The sequence below is a fragment of the Actinomycetota bacterium genome, from assembly GCA_035765775.1.
Taxonomy (GTDB): domain Bacteria; phylum Actinomycetota; class CADDZG01; order JAHWKV01; family JAOPZY01; genus DASTWV01.
In genome coordinates this window covers 1-19,241 of sequence record DASTWV010000009.1, presented here as the reverse complement: position 1 = coordinate 19,241, position 19,241 = coordinate 1, and the positions used below count along the sequence as shown (strand labels likewise).

14 protein-coding genes are annotated in these 19,241 nt (G+C 71.5%); 10 read left to right on the top strand and 4 right to left on the bottom strand.

The features are described 5' to 3' along the window. From ftsH to VFW71_01275, 4 genes are all read left to right on the top strand, one after another. A complete protein-coding gene (gene ftsH / locus VFW71_01290) occupies positions 1-1,893 on the top strand; it encodes an ATP-dependent zinc metalloprotease FtsH (GenBank protein HEU5001401.1) in 1,893 nt (630 codons plus the stop codon). A 295-nt stretch (positions 1,894-2,188) separates the two neighbouring features. Continuing rightward, a complete protein-coding gene (locus tag VFW71_01285) occupies positions 2,189-3,199 on the top strand; it encodes a CAP domain-containing protein (protein HEU5001400.1) in 1,011 nt (336 codons plus the stop codon). 263 nt (positions 3,200-3,462) lie between these two features. Then, positions 3,463-4,152, top strand: coding sequence for a hypothetical protein (locus tag VFW71_01280; GenBank protein HEU5001399.1), 690 nt, complete (start codon positions 3,463-3,465; stop codon positions 4,150-4,152). A gap of 78 nt (positions 4,153-4,230) precedes the next feature. After that, entirely contained in the window at positions 4,231-4,806 is a 576-nt protein-coding gene (locus tag VFW71_01275) for a DinB family protein (GenBank protein HEU5001398.1), read from the top strand. A 6-nt stretch (positions 4,807-4,812) separates the two neighbouring features. On the opposite strand, the gene VFW71_01270 is transcribed toward VFW71_01275, so the two are convergent. Both VFW71_01270 and VFW71_01265 read right to left on the bottom strand, forming a co-directional pair. Next, entirely contained in the window at positions 4,813-6,153 is a 1,341-nt protein-coding gene (locus VFW71_01270) for a phospholipid carrier-dependent glycosyltransferase (protein ID HEU5001397.1), read from the bottom strand. 14 nt (positions 6,154-6,167) lie between these two features. After that, complete coding sequence (locus tag VFW71_01265) at positions 6,168-8,213, bottom strand: ABC transporter ATP-binding protein (GenBank protein HEU5001396.1); 2,046 nt, start codon at positions 8,211-8,213, stop codon at positions 6,168-6,170. 160 nt (positions 8,214-8,373) lie between these two features. Here VFW71_01265 and typA point away from each other — a divergent pair, with 160 nt between their 5' ends. After that, complete coding sequence (gene typA / locus VFW71_01260; protein ID HEU5001395.1) at positions 8,374-10,230, top strand: translational GTPase TypA; 1,857 nt, start codon at positions 8,374-8,376, stop codon at positions 10,228-10,230. A gap of 116 nt (positions 10,231-10,346) precedes the next feature. Here typA and VFW71_01255 read toward each other — a convergent pair whose 3' ends face one another. Further along, a complete protein-coding gene (locus VFW71_01255) occupies positions 10,347-12,218 on the bottom strand; it encodes a penicillin-binding transpeptidase domain-containing protein (protein ID HEU5001394.1) in 1,872 nt (623 codons plus the stop codon). Positions 12,219-12,351: 133 nt separating this feature from the next. Continuing rightward, positions 12,352-13,335 (bottom strand): hypothetical protein, encoded by a 984-nt coding sequence (locus VFW71_01250; protein ID HEU5001393.1) that lies wholly within the window; start codon positions 13,333-13,335, stop codon positions 12,352-12,354. Positions 13,336-13,487: 152 nt separating this feature from the next. On the opposite strand from VFW71_01250, the gene VFW71_01245 reads away from it, so the two are divergent. The 5 genes from VFW71_01245 to VFW71_01225 form a co-directional block, all read left to right on the top strand. Beyond that, on the top strand, positions 13,488-15,983 hold the full coding sequence (locus VFW71_01245; protein HEU5001392.1) for an FtsX-like permease family protein: 2,496 nt from the start codon (positions 13,488-13,490) through the stop codon (positions 15,981-15,983). Positions 15,984-16,119: 136 nt separating this feature from the next. Beyond that, entirely contained in the window at positions 16,120-17,079 is a 960-nt protein-coding gene (locus VFW71_01240) for a CAP domain-containing protein (protein ID HEU5001391.1), read from the top strand. 421 nt (positions 17,080-17,500) lie between these two features. Beyond that, a complete protein-coding gene (locus VFW71_01235; protein ID HEU5001390.1) occupies positions 17,501-17,704 on the top strand; it encodes a Flp family type IVb pilin in 204 nt (67 codons plus the stop codon). Between the two features lie 420 nt (positions 17,705-18,124). Next, positions 18,125-18,865, top strand: coding sequence for a Flp pilus assembly protein CpaB (cpaB, locus tag VFW71_01230; GenBank protein HEU5001389.1), 741 nt, complete (start codon positions 18,125-18,127; stop codon positions 18,863-18,865). Positions 18,866-18,874: 9 nt separating this feature from the next. Next, on the top strand, positions 18,875-19,241 hold a 367-nt coding region (locus VFW71_01225; GenBank protein HEU5001388.1), incomplete at its 3' end, for a hypothetical protein.

Sequence of the window (19,241 nt, the reverse complement as noted above, 5' to 3'; positions counted from 1 at the left end):
CTGAACCGCCGGGCCCGGGGCCCCGCACCCCCACGCCCGCCCGCTTGGCGGCACTGGCTGATCCTGGCCGGCGTCGCCCTCACCATCGCGTCGCTGCTCCGGGTGGCGGGCGCCCCCAAGCCGCCGGTGAGCCTCACCTACTCGCAGTTCCTGGGCGACGTCACCAGCGACCAGGTGCACTCGGCCACCATCGACGCCAACGGCGCCATCACCGGCAAGCTGGCCAGCGGCAAGTCCTACACCTCGCAGCTGCCGGTGGCCCTGACCGACAACACGGTGGCCCCCCTGCTCGAAGCGCACCATGTGGCGATCACCGGCGAGCCGCCGGCCTCGGACACCCTGTTGTCCGTCATCCTGAGCTTCCTGCCCCTGCTGTTCTTCCTCGGGCTGTTCCTGTGGATCAGCCGCCGGGCCGGGCGCCAGATGGCGTCGGTCGGTGGGTTGACCGGCAGCCGCGCCAAGCTCTACGACGCCACCAAGCCGGCCACCCGCTTCTCCGATGTCGCCGGCTACGAGGGCGCCAAGCAGGAGGTCAAGGAGGTGGTCGACTTCCTGAAGGAGCCCGAGCGCTACACCAAGATCGGGGCGGTGGGCCCCAAGGGCGTGCTGATGGTCGGCCCGCCGGGCACCGGCAAGACGCTGCTGGCCCGAGCGGTGGCCGGTGAGGCCGGCGTCCCCTTCTACTCGGTCACCGGGTCCAGCTTCGTGGAGATCTTCGTGGGCGTCGGTGCCTCCCGGATGCGCGACCTGTTCGCCGAGGCCCGCAAGCGGGCGCCCGCCATCATCTTCATCGACGAGATCGACGCCATCGGCCAGCGCCGGGGCGGGGCCGTGGTGGCCAACGACGAGCGCGAGCAGACCCTCAACCAGATGCTGGCCGAGATGGACGGCTTCGACCCGTCGACCGGCGTCGTGGTGATGGCCGCCACCAACCGGCCCGAGACCCTGGACAAAGCCCTGCTGCGCCCGGGGCGCTTCGACCGCCAGGTGGAGATCCCGCTGCCCAACCAGAAGGAGCGCACGCTGATCCTGGGCCTGCACGCCGCCACCAAGACGCTGGCAGCAGGAGTGGACCTGGAGGCGGTGGCTCGGGGCACGCCCGGCTTCTCCGGGGCCGACCTGGCCAACCTGGTCAACGAGGCGGCGATCGTGGCCATCCGGGCGGGCCGGGAAACCATCGGCCTGGACGACTTCTTCGAGGCCCGGGACCGCATCCTGCTGGGACGCCGCGAGGCGTCGAATGCCCTGCTGCCCAACGAGAAGAACTCGGTTGCGGTCCATGAGGCCGGCCACGCCCTGGTGGCTGCCCTGTCGCCCCACTCCGACCCGGTGTCCAAGGTGACCATCCTGCCGGCGGGCCACGCCCTCGGGGTGACCCAGCAGCTCCCGGTGGACGAACGCCACCTGTACCCGGAGAGCTACCTGCAGGAATCCCTGGCGATCCGCATGGGGGGCCGGGCGGCCGAACGCCTCGTACTGGGCGAGGTCTCCACCGGGGCGGCCAACGACCTGGCGGGCGCCACCCAGCTTGCCTTCCGGATGGTGCGGGAGTTCGGCATGAGCCCTCGGGTGGGGCCGGTGGGATTCTCCTCCGAGGATCCCGCCTACCTGGGCGACCAGCCGATCTCCAGCCGGCAGTACTCCGAGGACACGCAGCGGGTGATCGACGAGGAGGCCGAGCGCCTCCTCAAGGAGGCCGACGAGCGAGCCACCGCTCTGCTCACCAAGCACCGGGCCAGCCTGGACGCCCTCACGGCGCTGCTGCTGGAGAAGGAGACCATCGACGGCGATGAGGTGCTTGCCATCGCCGCGGGCGCCTCCGGGGGGCAGGACGCCGCCGCCCTGGCGCATGCCACCTCGCCCGTCATCCCGCTGGACCCGCCCACCGCCTGACGCCAACCTGAGCATCCCCTCAGGTTGGCCCCCACGGGGCACATCACCTCCCCCAAATGGCGGAGAAACCCCTAGCTAATTGGCGCTAACGCACGTCGCCCATTCCCCTTCCCGAGGGGTCCCCTGGGTGCATCCGTCATCCCTAGTTTCTCCCAGCCAAAAATGACACCAAGAGCCCATCTCAACGGCGGCTGCAGGGCCGATAACTCATCCATAGGACCACCACCTTGCGACCCGGAGTCCGGGTGCTGGTCCCCGGAGAGGAGTCTAAATGCACCGCCGTTTGGTTGGATTCATGGTGCTTGGAGTGGCCGGATTCTCGCTGATGGCCCCTGCCAGCGCCGCACTTGCAAGCTCCGGTGGCGAGACCCCGGTCGTCGCCCCGGCCCCGTCGCAGCCCGCAGGCCCGCCGCCCAGCCCGGCCGACCTGCAGTCGCAGGACCTGTCGTTCATCAATGCCCAGCGGGCGGCCGCGGGCGTGGGCCCGGTGGCGCTGCAGCCCTGGGCCACCGGTGTGGCCACCCAGCACAGCGAGGACATGGCGGCAGCCCAGAACATCTTTCACAACATCACCGGCTTCATCAGCGCTGGTCACCTGGCGATGAACGCTCTCTACCTCGGTGAGAATGTCGGGATGGACAGCACGCTCTCGGCCATCGAGCAGCTGCTCATGGGAGATCCTGCACACCGAGACATCCTGCTCGATTCCCGCTTCAACTACGTGGGTGTCGGCGTGGCATTGGACTCCCGTAACTGGGTGTATTTGACGGAGGACTTCGCCCAGATTCCCGGCGGTTCCACGCATGTTGCCGTGGCCGCCGCCCCTGTGAAGCCGGCCGCTCCCAAGCCGGCCGCTCCCAAGCCGGCCGTGGCGCCTCCCCCCGCCCCGGCCCCCAAGCCTGCGGTGGTGGTCCCGGTGACCCCGGCGACTCCGGCGCCGGTCCCGGCTGCCGCCGCAGTTCCCCTCGCGGTGCCGACTACCCCGGCCCCGCCGCCCGGTGCACCGGCTCCCGCCAAACCGGCTGCCCTGGCGGCCAAGGCCTCGGTGGCGACTACCCCGGTGTCCCACTCCTCCCCTGCCCCGGTACTGGGCCTGATCCTCGGGATCCTGCTCACGGCAGGCTCCTGCTTCGGCGCCGCCTCGGTGTTCGCCCACCGCCTGGGCCACCAGCCGACGCCCAGCGTGGGGATCCGCGGCCCCCGGCCTCCCCGCTCGGCGTCGCTGGCCGGCTCCCGGGCGGGCCGGGCAGGCGGACTGGGCCGGGCGGGCAGGAGCGGGACCAGCACCTGGCAGCCGCCCCGGTAGGGCCGGCTTCCCGGCGGGGCTCGGCTCCGTGCGGGCGCTGCAGTACTGTCCGCCGCCGCACCGCTCAGGCATTCCCACGCCCCGGGGACCCAGCCCCGGGAACTGGGTTTGCACCGGAGGGATTGCCCGGACCAGACTCCTCGCTGAAGGGGTCGGCGTGGCCGCCGCTGCGCCACGGGCAATCCCTTCCGGCGCGCCCGGCGTACTACCGGCGTTCGCCGGCGTCGCAGTCCGAGCAGGCGTCGGGAGAGGAGGCCTCGTCGATGCGTACGTTCCGCTCCACCAGCCCGCTGCGGGCCAGCCGTTGGATGACCGCCGGCTGCCTGGCGGCAGCCGCGACGCTGACCCTGGCGGCGTGCGCCAAGAAGACCTCGACGGGGTCGGGGAACACCCCCAAGACACCGCCCGGAGTCAGCATCAACGAGGCCCTAGTCCCGGGCCTGGGCACCGTGGTGGTCAACGGGTCCGGACGCACGCTCTACGCCCTCAGCTCGGAGGCGGGCGGGAACATCACCTGCACCGATGCCAACGGGTGCACCGCCGTCTGGCCGGACACCGAGCTGCCCTCGGGGGTGAAGGCCGCCACGGCGGGGCCGGGGGTGGATGCCTCCCAGCTGGGCACGGTGAAGGATGCCGCCGGCAAGAGCCACGTCACCTTCGGCGGCTACCCGGTCTACACCTACTCGGGGGACGCTTCCCCGGGCGTGGCCACCGGTCAGGGCATCCACAGCTTCGGCGGCACCTGGGAGACCCTGTCGGTCTCGGGCACGGTCATGGCTCCCCCGGCACCCTCGCCCGCACCCTCGCCCAGCCCGGCGCCGGTGAAGTCGGTCGTCCCGCCGGCGGTCCACACCACGACGCCGGCGCCGGTGGCCACCCACACCACCGCCCCTGCCCCCTCGCCGACGGCGGCGCCGCCCAGCCCGCAGCCCACCTACAACTACGGCTACTGAGAGCCCCTCGCACCGGTGGCGGAACTGACCTGCGGGTAGCCAGCTGATTTGCTCGGCTAGCCGGGTATGGTAAGAGACATGGCTCTCGATTTCTCCCGGGTCCGGACCCGGGAAACGACGCTGGCCCACCTGGTCGAGGATCTCGGCGTGGCGGACCTGGAGGACGCCACCCGGTCCTCCATCGCCGTCGTCGAGGGACTCCTGGAAGGCATCACCGACGCCGACGTGGTGTTCGTCCCCTCCGATCCGGACGCCTTCGACGCCGACGCCGCCGACCCGGAGGACATGTCGCTGGCGTGGACCCTGGGCCACCTCATCGTGCATGTCACCGCCTCGGCGGAGGAGTCGGCAGCGCTCGCCTGCGAGCTGGCCCGGGGGGTTCCCTTCCACGGCCGGTCCCGCTGGGAGGTGCCCTGGCAGAGCGTCACCACGGCCGAGCAGTGCCGGAGGCGCCTGGCCGACAGCCGGCGCATGCGCCTGGCCAGCCTGCAGATGTGGCCGGCGCTCCCCCCCAAGGACGTTGACCAGGACGAGACCGTGCCCAGCTGGGCGCAGGCCCGGGAGCGCTTCGTGCGCGGGCTGTCCCACGAGGACGCCCACTTCGCGCAGATCCGCCGGGTGGTGGCCGAGGCCAAGGCAGCCCGGGGCGGCTAGAGCCGCTCAGAGCAGGTGCGGGTGCAGCGCCCCCACCAGGCCCGGGTAGTCGTAGATCAGCACCACCACCACTGCGGCCAGGAACACCGCCGCGAGCCGGCGCCGGGACGGCGAGGTGGCTGCCAGGGCCACCAGGGAACCGGCCAGCGCCAGGTCCATGAAGGGCACCACCGGCGTCAGGTAGAAGAAGAACAGGGGCCGGGTCACCGCCAGCCAGGGCAGGTACTGGGCCAGCCAGCCGGTCATGACGATGCCCTCCGCCGCGCCGTGGCGGCGCAGCGCCCGGTACAGGCACCAGGCCCCCGCCGGGAGGGCGGCGAACCACACCAGCGGGTTGGGCATCAGCAGGATCTGGTGGGCGCCCGGGTTTCCCGGCAGGTGCCAGTAGGCGATGGGGTGGATGGCGAAGGGCCAGGTCCACGCCGAGGTCTGGTAGGGGTGGGGCTGGCTCAGGTGGGCCTGGTAGGACTCCATGGCGTGCTGCAGGGTGAGGAACACCCTGAATGACCAGTGGTGGCCGGCGAACCAGCGTCCGTAGCTCAGCAGGTAGACCACGACGGCCGGCCCGCCAACCGCAGCCGCGGTGGCGGCCAACTCGGGGACCGGGCTCGCCCCCCGGCGCCGGGCGGTGCCGAAGGCCCAGGCCGCCACCAGAAGCCCGGCGCCGGCCAGGGCGTAGGCACCCGACCATTTCACCGCGCTCGCCGCCCCCAGGGCGGCGCCGATGGCCACGCGCCAGCGGACGTCGATTGCTGCGTCACTGGCGATGCGCTGGCGCACCACCCGCTCTCGCTCCAGGGCCACGAAGAAGAAGCCCAGCACCACGAAGAAGGCGAGGAAGACATCCAGCATCGCCAGCCGGCTCTGGGTGATGAGGACGAAGTCGGTGGCCGCCAGGAAGCCTCCCACCGCCCCGCCCCAGCGTCCGAAGAGGCGCCGCCCCAACAGGAACACCAGCACCACCAGCCCGGTCCCGAACAGCGCCGGCATCAGCCGCCACCCGAACGAGGTGTAGCCCACCAGCTTCTCCCCGGCGGCGATCAGCCACTTGCCGAGCTCGGGGTGCACGAAGGACTGCTCCGGCCCGATGCCGAGGGCACCGCTGGCAGTGGCCGGATGTGGGGCCTGGCAGCTGGCGAGGCTCCGCCCGAGGTAGAGGCAGGCGTCCTTGGCGTAGTAGGTCTCGTCAAAGACGAAGCGGTGCGGGAAGCCGAGCCCCCAGAAGCGGAGCACCGCCCCCAGGGCGGTGGCCCCCGCCAGCAGCCCCCAGTCCAGCCGCTCCCAGCACGGGGGAGGGTGAGGCGTCCCCTCCCCTGCGCGGGGGTGGGCCGGGGCGACCCCGTGCACGGCGGTCCGGGCCGCTAGAGGGCGGCCGGACCCGAGGGCACGACCGCGCCGGTGGAGAGCACGAGGCCATCCTCGCACTCCGCCTCCACCAGCCCGCCCCGGAACTGCTGCTCGTAGAGCTGGGCGTAGAGCCCGCCGAGGCGCACCAGCTGCTCGTGGGTGCCCCGCTCGACGATCCGGCCCCGCTCGACCACGAAGATGACGTCGGCCGAGAGGATGGTGGACAGCCGGTGGGCGATGGCGATGGTGGTCCGGTGCTGCATCAACGGCTTCAGGGCCTCCTGCACCAGGCGCTCCGACGTCGTGTCCAGGCTGGAGGTCGCCTCGTCCAGGATGAGGATGCGGGGGTTCTTCAGGATGACCCGGGCGATGGCCAGGCGCTGCTTCTCGCCGCCCGAGAGCTTGTAGCCCCGCTCCCCGACCACCGTGTCGTAGCCCTCGGGCAGCTCCATGATCCGTTCGTGGATGAAGGCCGCCCGGCAGGCAGCTTCCAGCTCGGCGTCGGTGGCCTGCAGTCGGCCCTGTTCCAGGTTGCGCCGGATCGAGGTGTGGAAGAGGTAGGTCTCCTGGGTCACCACACCCATGAGGTCGCCGATGGACTCGAGCGACAGCCGGCGCACGTCGATCCCGTCGATCTCCACCGCCCCCTCCTGGACGTCGTAGAGGCGGGGGACCAGGTAGGTCATCGTCGTCTTGCCCGCCCCGGAGGGCCCCACCAGGGCGGCGAGCTGGCCGGGCTGGATGTCGAGGTCGATGTGCTCCAGGGTCCATTCCCGGGGGCCCTCGCTGCCCGGCCCCGGTTCCGGGGCCTCCCCGTTCTCGTTCTGGGAGGGCGCCGGGGCCGGCGGCCGCTCGCGGGGCGCCTCGTAGCGGAACGAGACGTCCCGGAAGACGACCTCGCCCCGCACCTCCTGGGGCGTGAGGGATATGGCGTCCGGGGCGTCGGCGATCTCGACCGGCATGTCCATGTACTCGAAGATGCGCTCGAAGAGGGCCATCGAGGACTGGATGTCCGGCCCTACCTGCAACATCGATCCGATGGGGAAGAACAGGCGGGACTGCAGGGTGGTGAAGGCGACAATGGACCCGGCGCTCAGCACGCCGACGGCGTGGGCGCCGTCCCGGTGGATGACGAGGCCCGCCACCAGGTAGACGATGGCCGGTGTGATGGAGAAGAAGGTGCCCACCAGGGCGAAGAAGTAGCGGCCGATGAGGCGCTGGCGCAGCTGCACCTGCGTCAGGCGGTCGTTCTCGTCCCGGAAGCGGGCGATCTCATGGCGCTGGCGGCCGAAGACCTTGGCCAGCAGGACCCCGGACACCGAGAGCGTCTCCTCGGCGATGGCGGTGAGGTCGGCCAGCGACTGCTGGGCAATCGACTGCACCTCCTTGCGGGCCTTGCCCACCTTCCAGGTGAAGACGAGAAAGATCGGCACCAGGCACAGCGACACCACGGTGAGCTGCCAGGACAGCACCAGCATCGCCACCAGCGAGCTGGTGATGATCACCACGTTGGCCAGGATGGTGGAGGCGGTGTCGGTCACCACCGTCTGCACCCCGGCGACGTCGTTGGTGAGCCGGGACTGGATCTCCCCGGTGCGGGTGGAGGTGAAGAAGCGCAGCGCCATCTTCTGCAGGTGCGCATAGAGGTCGTTGCGCAGGTCCCGCATGAGCCGGAGGCCGATGGAGTTGGACAGGTAGGTCTGGCCGATGCCGATGAGGCTGGTGACCAGCGGGATCCCGACCATCAGGGCCACGTAGACGTAGAGGCGGCCTAGGTTCGGGCACGGCGTGCCGGCGCACGACTTCCCCACGCTGCCGGTGCCGAAGAGGGCCTTGTCGAAGACCTCCTTGATCAGGAGCGGGTTGATGATGCCGAGGCCGGAGGTGACGACGATGGTGACGGCAAGGACCCCGATCTCGGCCCGGTAGGGCTTGAAGATCTTCACCACCCGGCGGGCGGCCTTCCGGATGTTGACCGGCTTGGCCTTCATCCCGGGCGGGAGCCCAGGCGTGCGGTAGATGTTCCTGGCTGCCGCTCGCATGCCGGATCCGGTACTCATGTGCACCCAAGGTACCGTGGCCGGGCCCGGGAGCCGAGGCGGGGGCCGGGGATCGGGGTCCGGGTCGCAGACTGATTGGGTGCCCGCTGGGCTCCACGCGGCAGCACGGTACCCTGGCGGCATGAGTGCTTCGGCTGAGGAGAGTCCTGAGACGGATCCGGTGAGCGCCGGGTCCGCAGCCCAGGCGCGCCGCGAGGACGTCCGCAACGTCGCCATCATCGCCCACGTCGACCACGGCAAGACCACCCTGGTGGACGCCATGCTCAGCCAGTCGGGCGTCTGGCGGGAGAACCAGGAGGTCGTCGAGCGGGTCATGGACTCGATGGACCAGGAGCGGGAGCGGGGCATCACCATCCTGGCCAAGCAGACCGCCATCACCTGGGGCGGCCTCCACATCAACATCTGCGACACCCCCGGCCACGCCGACTTCGGCGGCGAGGTGGAGCGCACGCTGCAGATGGTGGACTCGGCCCTGCTGCTGGTGGACGCCTCCGAGGGGCCGCTGCCCCAGACCCGCTACGTGCTGCGCAAGGCGCTGGCCCGCAAGCTGCCGGTCATCCCGGTGATCAACAAGATCGACCGGCCGGACGCCCGCATCGCCGAGGTGCTGGACGACATCTACGCCCTCCTCATCGACCTGGACGCCGAGGAGTCGGCGCTCGACGCCCCGGTGATCTACACCGACGCCCGCAAGGGGACGGCCACCCGGGACCTCGCCGTGCCGGGCCTGGACCTCCAGCCCCTGTTCGAGGTCATCGCCGAGGTGACCCCGCCGCCCACCTACGACCCCGAGGCACCCTTGCAGTTCATGGTGACCAACCTGGCCGCCGACCCCTATGTCGGGCGCCTGGCGGTGGGCCGGGTGTGGAACGGCACCGTGGCCACCGGGCAGCGGGTGGCGGTCTGCCGCCGGGACGGCACCATCGAGCAGGCGCGCATCACCAAGATGCTGGCCCACACCGGGCTGTCCTACGCCGAGATCGAGTCCGCCGCCCAGGGCGACATCTGCTCGATCGCCGGCCTGGGCGACGTCACGGTGGGCGACACCATCGCCAGCCTCGAGGACCCCCGGCCGCTGCCGTCACTGGAGGTGGACGAGCCGACCCTGCGCATGACCTTCGGGGTGAACACCTCGCCGATGTCCGGCCGGGAGGGCAAGTACGTCACCAGCCGCCACCTGAAGGCCCGCCTGGAGCGGGAGATCCTGGGCAACGTGTCGATCCGCCTGGTGGACACCGGCTCGCCCGACCGCACCGAGGTCCGGGGCCGGGGCGAGCTGCAGCTGGCCATCCTCATCGAGAGCATGCGCCGGGAGGGCTACGAGGTGGAGGTGTCCAAGCCCGAGGTCATCACCCGCCTGGTGGACGGCAAGGTGTTCGAGCCCATGGAGGAGCTGGTGCTGGACCTCCCGGAGACCTTCGTCGGCGTCGTCACGCAGTCCCTGGCCCTGCGCAAGGGGCGGATGACCAATGTCGTCAACCACGGCAGCGGTTGGGTGCGCCTCGAGTTCCTGATCCCGGCCCGCGGCCTGATCGGCTTCCGTTCCGAGATGCTGACCGAGACCCGGGGCACGGCCGTCATCCATTCGATCTTCGCCGGCTACGAGCCCTGGGCGGGCGAGATCACCCACCGCATGAGCGGGGTGCTGGTGGCCGACAAGCCGGGCGAGACCACCTCCTACGCCCTCTACGACCTCCAGGAGCGGGGCGAGATGTTCGTCGGCCCGGGGGTGGAGGTGTACGAGGGCATGATCATCGGGGAGAACGCCCGACCCGACGACATGAACGTCAACCCCACGAAGGAAAAGAAGAAGACCAACATCCGCACCCACGCCGCCGACGAGGCGCTGCGCCTGGTGCCGCCCCGGCAGATGTCGCTGGAGGGGGCGCTGGAGTTCATCGCCGACGACGAGCTGGTGGAGGTGACGCCGGTCAGCATCCGTCTGCGCAAGCGAGAGCTGGACCAGCGCAAGCGGCTGCGGGCCTACCACCGGGCGAAGGCGGCAGCCGAGGAGTAGGCCGCCGGGCTCGCCGGCACCAGCGTCTGCGCACGTTTCGTGCGAGGTTCGCCGCCATTTTGGCGGTCAAACTCGCACGAGCTCCCAACAAGGGCGCAGTCAGGCGCCACTCGACCTCAGGAGCCCGGCAGCGCCGAGAGGAACCTCGCCGCGATCGGGGCCGCCACCACGCCGCCCACGCCGCCGCCCTCCACGATGATGGCGAAGGCCAGGCCTCCCCGGAAGCCCACGAACCAGGCGTGCGTTTTCGGGGGGTTGGCGGTGCCGAACTCGGCGGTACCGGTCTTGCCGAAGACCGGGTCGCCCGCCACCGCGGCCGCCTTGCCGGTCCCCTGGGTGACCACCAGGCCCATGAGGGTGCGGAGGTTGGCCGCCACACCCGGGTCCAGCTGGTGAACGGTTGCCGTGGCGCTCTCGCCGGAGACCAGCGTCGGCTGGTGCCAGGCCCCCGACGCCACCGCCGCCGCCACACTGGCCATGTGGACCGGGGAGGTCAGCACCCGGCCCTGGCCGATGGCCGAGGCATCCTGGTCCACGATGTCCTTGGGGGCTGGGTAGCTGGCGCCGGAGGAGGCCAGGCCCAGGGGTTCGGGGGCGTTGAAGCCCAGCAGGGAGGCCGCCTGCTCCATCTGGGTCGCCGACAGCGTCGATGCCATCTGCACGTAGGCGGTGTTGCACGACTGCACGAAGGCGGTCTGCAGATCGATGTTGCCGAACTGCTCGTTCTCGATGTTCTTGAAGGTCTTCCCGTCGATGACGGTCTGGGTGGGGCAGGTGATGGGCATTGAGAGCGGGTCGCCCTTGGCCAGCAACGCCTCGGTGGTCACGATCTTGAAGGTGGAACCGGGCGGGTAGTTGCCGTCCAGCGCCCGATCGAAGCCGCCGGCGGGCCGGTTGACCACCGCCCGGATCTCCCCCGTGGCGGCGTCCACCGCCACCAGGGCGGCGGTCTGGGTCACCCCGGCGAAGGCCTGCTCGGCGGCGCTTTGAGTGGCGGCGTCGAGGGTGATCTGCACCGGTTTGGGGGCGGTGCCCTGGAAGTGGTCCAGGGAGCCCCCCACCGCCTTGCCCGAGGAGTCGACGAGTTCGATATCGGCCGACGGCGTCCCGGCCAGCTGCCGCTCGTAGGCCAGCTCGAGGCCCGACAGCCCCACGACGCTGCCGGTGACGTACGGGGGGCCGAAGTGGCCGAGCAACTGGGCGGTGATGGGGCCAGTGGTGCCCAGCACCGGGAGGGCGAACCCGTCGCTGATCGGCAGCCGGGCGCTGGAGGCTTCCGTGATGATCCCGGGCACCGCCAGCTTGGACTTGACCGCCGAGAAAGCATCCGGGCGCAGTGTGGTCAGGGGCAGGAACCAGGTGGGCTGGACGCCGGGCGCGTGGATGGCATTGGTCACCGTCGCCGATACCACTCCGGCGAACTGCTGCAGGGCAGCCTCGACGGCGCCGATGTCCGCGATGGCGGCGGGCTCCACCCCAATGCTCTCCACCGGGGTCGACCCCTGCAGCACGCTGCCGTCCCGCCCCTGGATGGGCGCCCGGGTGGCCCAGGTCAGGTGGCGGGTGAAACGCTCGCCGGCGGTCAGCTTGGGGAAGATGGTGGCGGGCGACCAGTCCACCTCCCACCGGCGCTGCTGCTCCGAGAGGTGCACGACGCTCTGGTAGGTCCACGATCCCAGGCCCTTGAGGTCGAGGGTGACGGTGACCGACGCCTGGGCAACCTTGCCCGCCACCACCGCCGGCTGGCCGGAGACCTTGAGCGAGGAGACCTGCAGGTCGCTCATCACCTGGGTGTGGTCCTGCCTGAACCCGGCGGGGGGGCGGCGGACCAGCGCCCGCATGCCGCCCCAGTCCTGGGCATCCCAGCGCCGGATGTAGGCGTCAGCAACCTGGGTCGGGCTGTTGAGCGGGAGCGTGTGCAGGTAGATGACGATGCCTGCCCCCACCAGCACAGCGATGACCAGAGCCCCCACCAGCCACTTGCGCATCAGGGCTGCGGCCCCAAAGCAGAAGAGCTCGTGCAGCCGGTCATTTCGCTACTAACGGTACACGCGCTGGATCACCGTGGCCCGGCAATCCTCCGGCAATCCTGCTGCAATCCTCGGGCTATCCGCCGGGAGATCAGGCGCCGCAGAGCTGCTGGTTGGCCGGGCTCACCCCGGCGCCGCAGAAGTACGGGTTGCCAGCCGCCATCCCGGCAAACCCGTGGACGATGGCCCGCTTCAGCAGGCCGGGGGCGCTGACAGTGAGTTGCAGGGAATCGCCCACCGCGGCCACGGGCGTGCCCGCCTCGGCGGCGGTGGCCGGCCCGCCGTTGCCGTCACCGAAGGCCACCGACGTCACCGCCAGCGTCAGGACCGCTCCCCCCGCGCCCTGGGAGGCCGACATGGTGTCGGTCTCATGGCACAGGCCCTGGGCGGGCGGCGAGCACGGGCCGAGATTGGAGACCAAGGTGGCAGAGGTCGCCGCAATCTGCAGCACCTCGCCGTGCACCGTCCAGGACCCGGTGAAGCTGGTCGCGGAACCGGCGGGGGTCGACGCCGGCGGTGCGGTGGCCGGATGGCAGGTGGCGGCGTCCCAGTGCCACAGGGCGATGATCGCCGCCGGCAGCGGCGCCGGGCAGCCGCTCCCGGGCTGGGCACCGTAGCCGTCGTCGTGCGCCACCCACTGCCCGCCGGGCACCTTTTCAAAGAGGAGGTAGGCGCCGTCGTCCTGGTTGGCCACCTGGGCCGGGATGGAGCTGGAGGAGGGAACCAGGGCCGCCCCCGCCCAGTAGATGCCGGTGCCGGGGTCGAGGGCGTAGTAGGTCATCCCGGCCTCGAGGCCGGTGTAGTCGGACACCGGGAGACTGTGCGACTGGGCGCCCGCCCGAAGGAGATCGGCCCGGAGGGCGTCCGTGACGACGAGGTTCTGCGGGGCGCCCGACGCAGCCGAGGGGCTCCCCGGTGCGCCGCCACCAGTGCTCGGGCCACCACTCGCCCCGGCTGTCGGGCTGGCGCTGGCGCCCCGAGCGGACGTCGGCGGCGGGGTCGAGCTGGACGCGGTCCTGGACGAGCAGCCCGCCAGCAGATTCACCGCGAGCCCCACGGCGAGCATGGGACCCACCCAGCGAACCAGCCTCATCCACGCCCCCCGGAACCGACATCTCCCAACCTTTGCCAGATTCTACGGTACCGCCCGGTGCGGCCTGCACCACTGGGAAGACACCGGCGAGCCCCCTCGACTGGGCCTGGCTGCGGGCGTACGCTCCGGGCGCGATGGGTGCCGGGAGTGGGGCGGCGGGCATGGTGTTCCGGGCCGCACTGCGGAGCCGGCTGCGGTCCTGGCTCGCGCTCGCCGGGCTCGTGGCCATCACCGGGGGCGCCAGCCTCGCCGCGCTGGCCGCCGGGCGCCGGACCGAGGCCGCCCTGCCGGAGCTGGTAGCGGCGACCCGGAGCCCGGACATCATCGTCGTCAGCGGGGGCCCGCCCGACCTCGGGTATGCCCAGGTCACCCCCGGCCAGATTCGCCACCTTCCGGGGGTGGTCTCGATGGATGCGGGCGCGTCGTATCTGTTCGCCAGCGCCACCGTGGGCGGGAACACCTATGGCACCAGCCAGAATGCGGTCACGCTCATCAGCTTGGCCGGCGGTCCCGACGGTCTCGCTCCCGCCCTCATTGCCGGGCGGGAACCCAACCCCCACCGGGCAGACGAGGTGCTGGCCGACTACGGGCTCGAGCGCAAGGTTCCCGGCCTCAGTGTGGGCTCAACGGTCCGGGTCTCGTTCTACGGCCCGGGCCAGGCCCTCGCCTCCACGCAGAGCGCACCGGGCACCGGCCCGGTGGTGACCCTGCACGTGGTCGGCATCGACATCGCGGGCCTCAGCCTTCCCGTGGGCGTCGGAGGCCTCCTGCAGACAACGCCGGCGTTCGCCCGGGCGGAGGCGCCCCGGACCCTTTCGGTCAACCTGCAGCTGCTCCGGGTGCGGCCGGGGGGCACGACCGCCGCCGAGACCGCGCTGCAGCAGCTCCCCGGCGTCCAGCCGGGCTTCGGCAACATCCTGGTGGTGTCGGCCGGCAGTGCGTACCGCGTGGTCGAGCACTCCCTGCACCCACAGGTCATCGGGTGGTGGATCCTGGCGGCCCTGGCCGCCCTCGGCGCCGTAGCGGTGGTGGCCCAGGGGCTGGCCCGGCAGGCGGCCGCGGAGGCAGGAGCCCTGCCCACGTTGAGCGCGCTGGGCATGGGTCCGGCGGCCCTCCTTGTCTACGGCATGGGGCGCGCGGTGGTGGTCGGCGTGGCCGGCGCCGCCGGAGCAATCGCCGTCGCCTTCGCCCTGTCGCCCCTGACCCCGGTGGGCGTGGCCCGGGTGGCCGAAATCGCGCCCGGGCTGGCCTTCGACGCGCCGGTATTGCTTCTGGGGGGGCTGGCGGTGCTTCTGATGGTCACGCTGGCGGGCGCATTGCCCGCCTGGCGCCGGGCCCGGGCGCCGCGGGGCACCCACGCATCGGAAGCTGGGCCAGCGCGACACCCTTCCGGCATCGCGGCGTCGGTCGCCCGGAGCGGGGGGTCCCCGCCCGCGGTCATCGGCACCCGGTGGGCCCTCGAACGTGCCCCCGGGCCCGGGGGTACGCCCCCGGGGTCGGCCCTGCTTGGGGCCACCCTCGGGATCAGCGCCCTGGTCGGCGCCGCCGTGTTCGGCGCCGGGCTCACCCACCTGTTGGCCACGCCGGCGCTGTACGGCAACGACTTCAGCCTCGCCACGCCCGGTGGGGGCACCAGACCGCCGCCGGGGACCGATGTCATCCAGTTGCTGCGCAGCGACGTGGCGACGTTGCCCGGAGTGGCGCAGATCAGCATCGGCGGCGCTGGTGGCGGTACCTCCGGCTCCCGACCGGTCAGCATCCTGGGCCTGGAGTCGCTCCGGGGCCCGCTGACCCTGTCGGTGGTCGCCGGGCGCGCCCCGGCGGGACCCGGGGAGGTGGCGCTGGGGGCCTCGACCATGCGCGAGCTGCACACCCGGGTCGGGGCGACGATCCCCCTGGCCCCGGTGTCGGCCACAGTGAGCGTGCGGGTGGTCGGCGAGGTGGCGCTGCCGGCCGGATTCGACTCGTCCAACGGCGGGCTGGGCAACGGGGCGGCGATGGTGATCCCCGCGCTGATCGCCGCCGGGTGCCCGCCGGACCAGTGCGACCCGAGGATGGCTCCCACCGTCTTCATCACGTTCGCCGACAGTCCGGCCGGGCGGCGGGGCCTCGCCCGGTTGGAGGCCCGGGCGCAGGATCCGGCCGACCCTCTCTACTACCTGCAGCTGCAGCCGGCCAGCGCCAACCCGCCCACCTCCCTGATCAATTTCGGGAACGCGGTCAACTTCCCCGCCCTGCTGGGGCTGATGGTCATCGTCTTCGCCCTCGCCACGCTCGCCCACGTCCTGGTGGCCGGCGTCAGCCGCCGGCGGGGTGAGGTGGGGACTCTGAAGGCGCTCGGGTTCGTCCGCCGCCAGGCGGCGGCCGCGGTCTCCTGGCAGTCGTTGGCCGTCCTGGCCTTCGGGCTGCTGGCCGGCGTCCCCTTGGGCGTGGCGGCTGGGCGGGGGGCCTGGATCCTGTTCGCCCACGGGTTCGGCGTGGTGGCCGACGTCGTCGTCCCGTGGGGGCAGCTGGCCCTCATCGCCGCCGGCACCCTGCTCGCCGCCGAGCTCATCGCCGCCGGCCCCGCCCTGCTCGCCGCCCGGTTCCGCACCGCCGACCTCCTCCGCGAGGGCCTGGCCGAGCACTAGTCCGTCCGGGCCATCACAAGCACCCTTTCGCGTCATGAAGGTGGGTCGCGTGCGTCCCGATACCTCCAAGTAGGGGCCAGCCCGGGCCCGCACCACGCCCGAATCCGGCCCTCCCCACTACGGAAAGGAGGCAGCCATGCGGGCGTCGAGGGCAAGGATGGTGGTGCCCGTGCTGGGCGCCGTGCTGTCGGCCGCCGCTCTGTCCGCCGCCATTGCCGGGCCGGCAGCGGCATCCGGCACCGGGTCGGGGTCCAGCCCCATCACGATCCCATTGCCGTCGCCGCTGCCGCAGCTGACGCTGCCGCCGATCGTGTCGCTCACCAGCCCGGCATCGGGCGCGCCCCAGATCAACCTGCCCACTGAGACCCGGACCGTCCCGCAAATGCAGGCCGCCCTCCTGGCCGACCTCAACTCGGAGCGGGCGGCGGCCGGGCTGGGCTCGCTGACCACGCAGCCGTGGGCAGAGTCGGTGGCGATGGCCCACTCGGCCGACATGGCGGCGGCCCGGGACATCTGGCACAACTACTCGGGCTTCGTCGACCTGGCGCACCAGACCGTGAACGCGTACGTCAACGGCGAGAACGTGGGCATGGCCTACACCCTCGACGAGGCCGACGCCGCCCTGATGGCCAGCCCCACGCACCGCTCCAACATCCTCTATCCGCTGTTCAACGAGGTGGGCATCGGGATCGCCCGGGACAGCATCGGCTACGTCTACGTGACCGAGGATTTCGTGGACATCCGAGCGGCGGGAGCGCCGCCACCACCGGCGGCCCACGCCACCACCGCTTCACACCCCGCCGCGGCGGCCACAACAACCCCCACGCCGGCCGCACCAACCCCCACGCCGCCCCCGGCGACCCCGGCACCGGACGCCACCCCGATCGTCGCTCCGGCCACGCCGGGCGCTAGCGCCCCGAAGGCGGGATCCGGTGGCCGCCCGGGGCAGCCCCTGGCCGCAGGGCGGGCCGTGCTCACCGCGCGCAGGACGGGCATCCCGTGGCCCGTGGCGGCCCTCGGCGCCTTGGCGGTGCTCCTGGCCGCCGGCCTCGGTCGGGCGGCACAGCGGCGCTCCCACGGCCGCCACCAGGCCTGAGACGGCTCTTGCACCCTGGGGACGCCGGGCGCGGGACTATCGCGCCTCACCCACCTGGGCCCGCCCGCGCCTCCGTTCGGGCCGGTCACGGCACCCGATTTGCCCGGTTCTTGGGGCCAATCTCACCCAACCGGGTGATGGCGGGGGATCCGGACGGGCCATGCAGGGGTTCTTTTGTGACTACCGGGCGCTCGGCCAAACGGCACCCGATCCCGCGCGTTGGTACCAGTGAGAAACCCTCCCAAGGGTCTATGCGGATCGCCGATTTCTCTACCGATAACTGTGAATGTTCCAGCGGAATGACAAAGCAGAACCCGGGAAATGCGAGCGGAATCGGTTCACAAGCTTCACCAGTAGGTGTCCAGTCGGTTGTAGGAACTTCGAAAGGAAGGTGACCACCTTGATGCAGCTCACCCTGTGGATGCAGGCCCGGATCGCGGCCCTGCGCAATGGTGCCGAGCGGGGCGCCGCGGCCGTTGAGTACGGCCTTCTCGTTGCACTGATCGCCGTTGTGATCATCGTCGCCGTCACGACCCTCGGCAACAAGGTCAAGGGCACCTTCAACTGCGTCGCCAGCGACCTGCCCGTGAACGCCACGGCCGCGGCAGCCCCGCTCGCCTGCTAGTAGCGAGCTCCACGAGCAACACGCAGCACCGGTACCACCAGTTCCATGGTTTCACCCGGGCCGGCCGGGCACCACCTGCCGGCCGGCCCGGCGCAGCCCCTTCACTCCGGACGGCCCAGCGAAGGAGTCGACGTTCATGTTGAGGATCGCCGCCCCCCGCCCGTACGGCGGACCGGCAGATCGGAGACCTGACCCGAGATTGGACGCTCGGTTGGGCAACGGGGGTGGAACCCTCGTCATGAACGGCGCGATCGTCGATGTTCCGAGCTGCACAGGCCGTGCGCCGCTTCAAGGCTCACGGTTTTTGCGCGCAGGAGAAGCATAAGAAATTCCTCAGGAATTCAGCAACGAAGTACCCATACCTTGCCGGACCCGCCATTCCCAGATGAAGGCGGCGGACTGAACGAAAGGACGAGGACCATGCACAGCCGATCGACCACCATCATCGGGGCCGGCGTCGCCGTGGCGCTGTTGGGGGCCCTGATGGTCTTCGTGTACGCCCACAACCTGCGCGGCTCCGCAGGCGCCGCCAGCGGCAGCAGCGTCGGCGCCTACGTTGTCACCGCACCGATCACCGCCGGCACCACCGGCAGCGGCCTCACCGGCGAGATCAAGGCAACCTCGGTCCCGACCGCGGCCCGCCCGGCAGACGCCGTCACCTCCCTGACCCAGCTGACCGGCCTGGTGTCCCTGCGCCGCCTTGAGCCCGGCGAAGTCCTCACCACCTCGCAGTTCGGCACCGCCGGCACCCCGAGCACCGACACCAGCGGCCTGGTGATCCCCGCCGGCATGAACGCCGTCAGCGTCAACGTGCCGAACCCGCAGGACGTGGCCGGCTACGTCAGCCCGGGCGACAAGGTGAACATCTTCATGACGAGCCGGGACATTGCCGGCATCGTGCCCGGTGCCCCGGCTGAGCAGTCGGCCCGCCTGCTGCTCTCCAACGTGGGCGTGCTCTCGACCGTGGTGGCCAACACCCCGGCCGCAGTCGCCCCGGTGCCGGCCACCGGCCCCGAGGTCTGGACGCTGGCGCTGTCCCCAACCGACACCGAGAAGCTCCTGGTCGCTGTGCAGTACGAGCAGCTGTGGTTCTCCCTGGTTCACCCCGGCGACCCGCCCGCCGTTACCACCGGCCAGGTGGCTACGTCGATCACCAAGTAGGGGGCAGCAATGACCTACGACGACGAATCGCACCACGCTGATGAGCGGCCCCCCTTCGGGGGGGCCCGCTTCATCACCCAGTTCAACGACGGGCCCGAGCTAGAAGACGAAGAAGAACCAGAAGAAGAAGAAGAAGAGGTCGCGCCCCTGACCGTGCTGGTCGTGGACCGCAAGGGAACCTTCTCCCACGACATCGAGCGGGCGGCACGCCAGCAGTCCCCGGAGCCCAAGGTGGTCCTGGTGGACCACCCCACCCAGGTGGTCGAGCAGGTGGTGGCCGAGGCACCCGACGTGGTGCTGGTCTCCCCCGAGGAGATGACCACCACCGGCCTGCGCCGCCTGGCCCAGGTGCACCGGGTCGCCCCCCGGTGCGTGA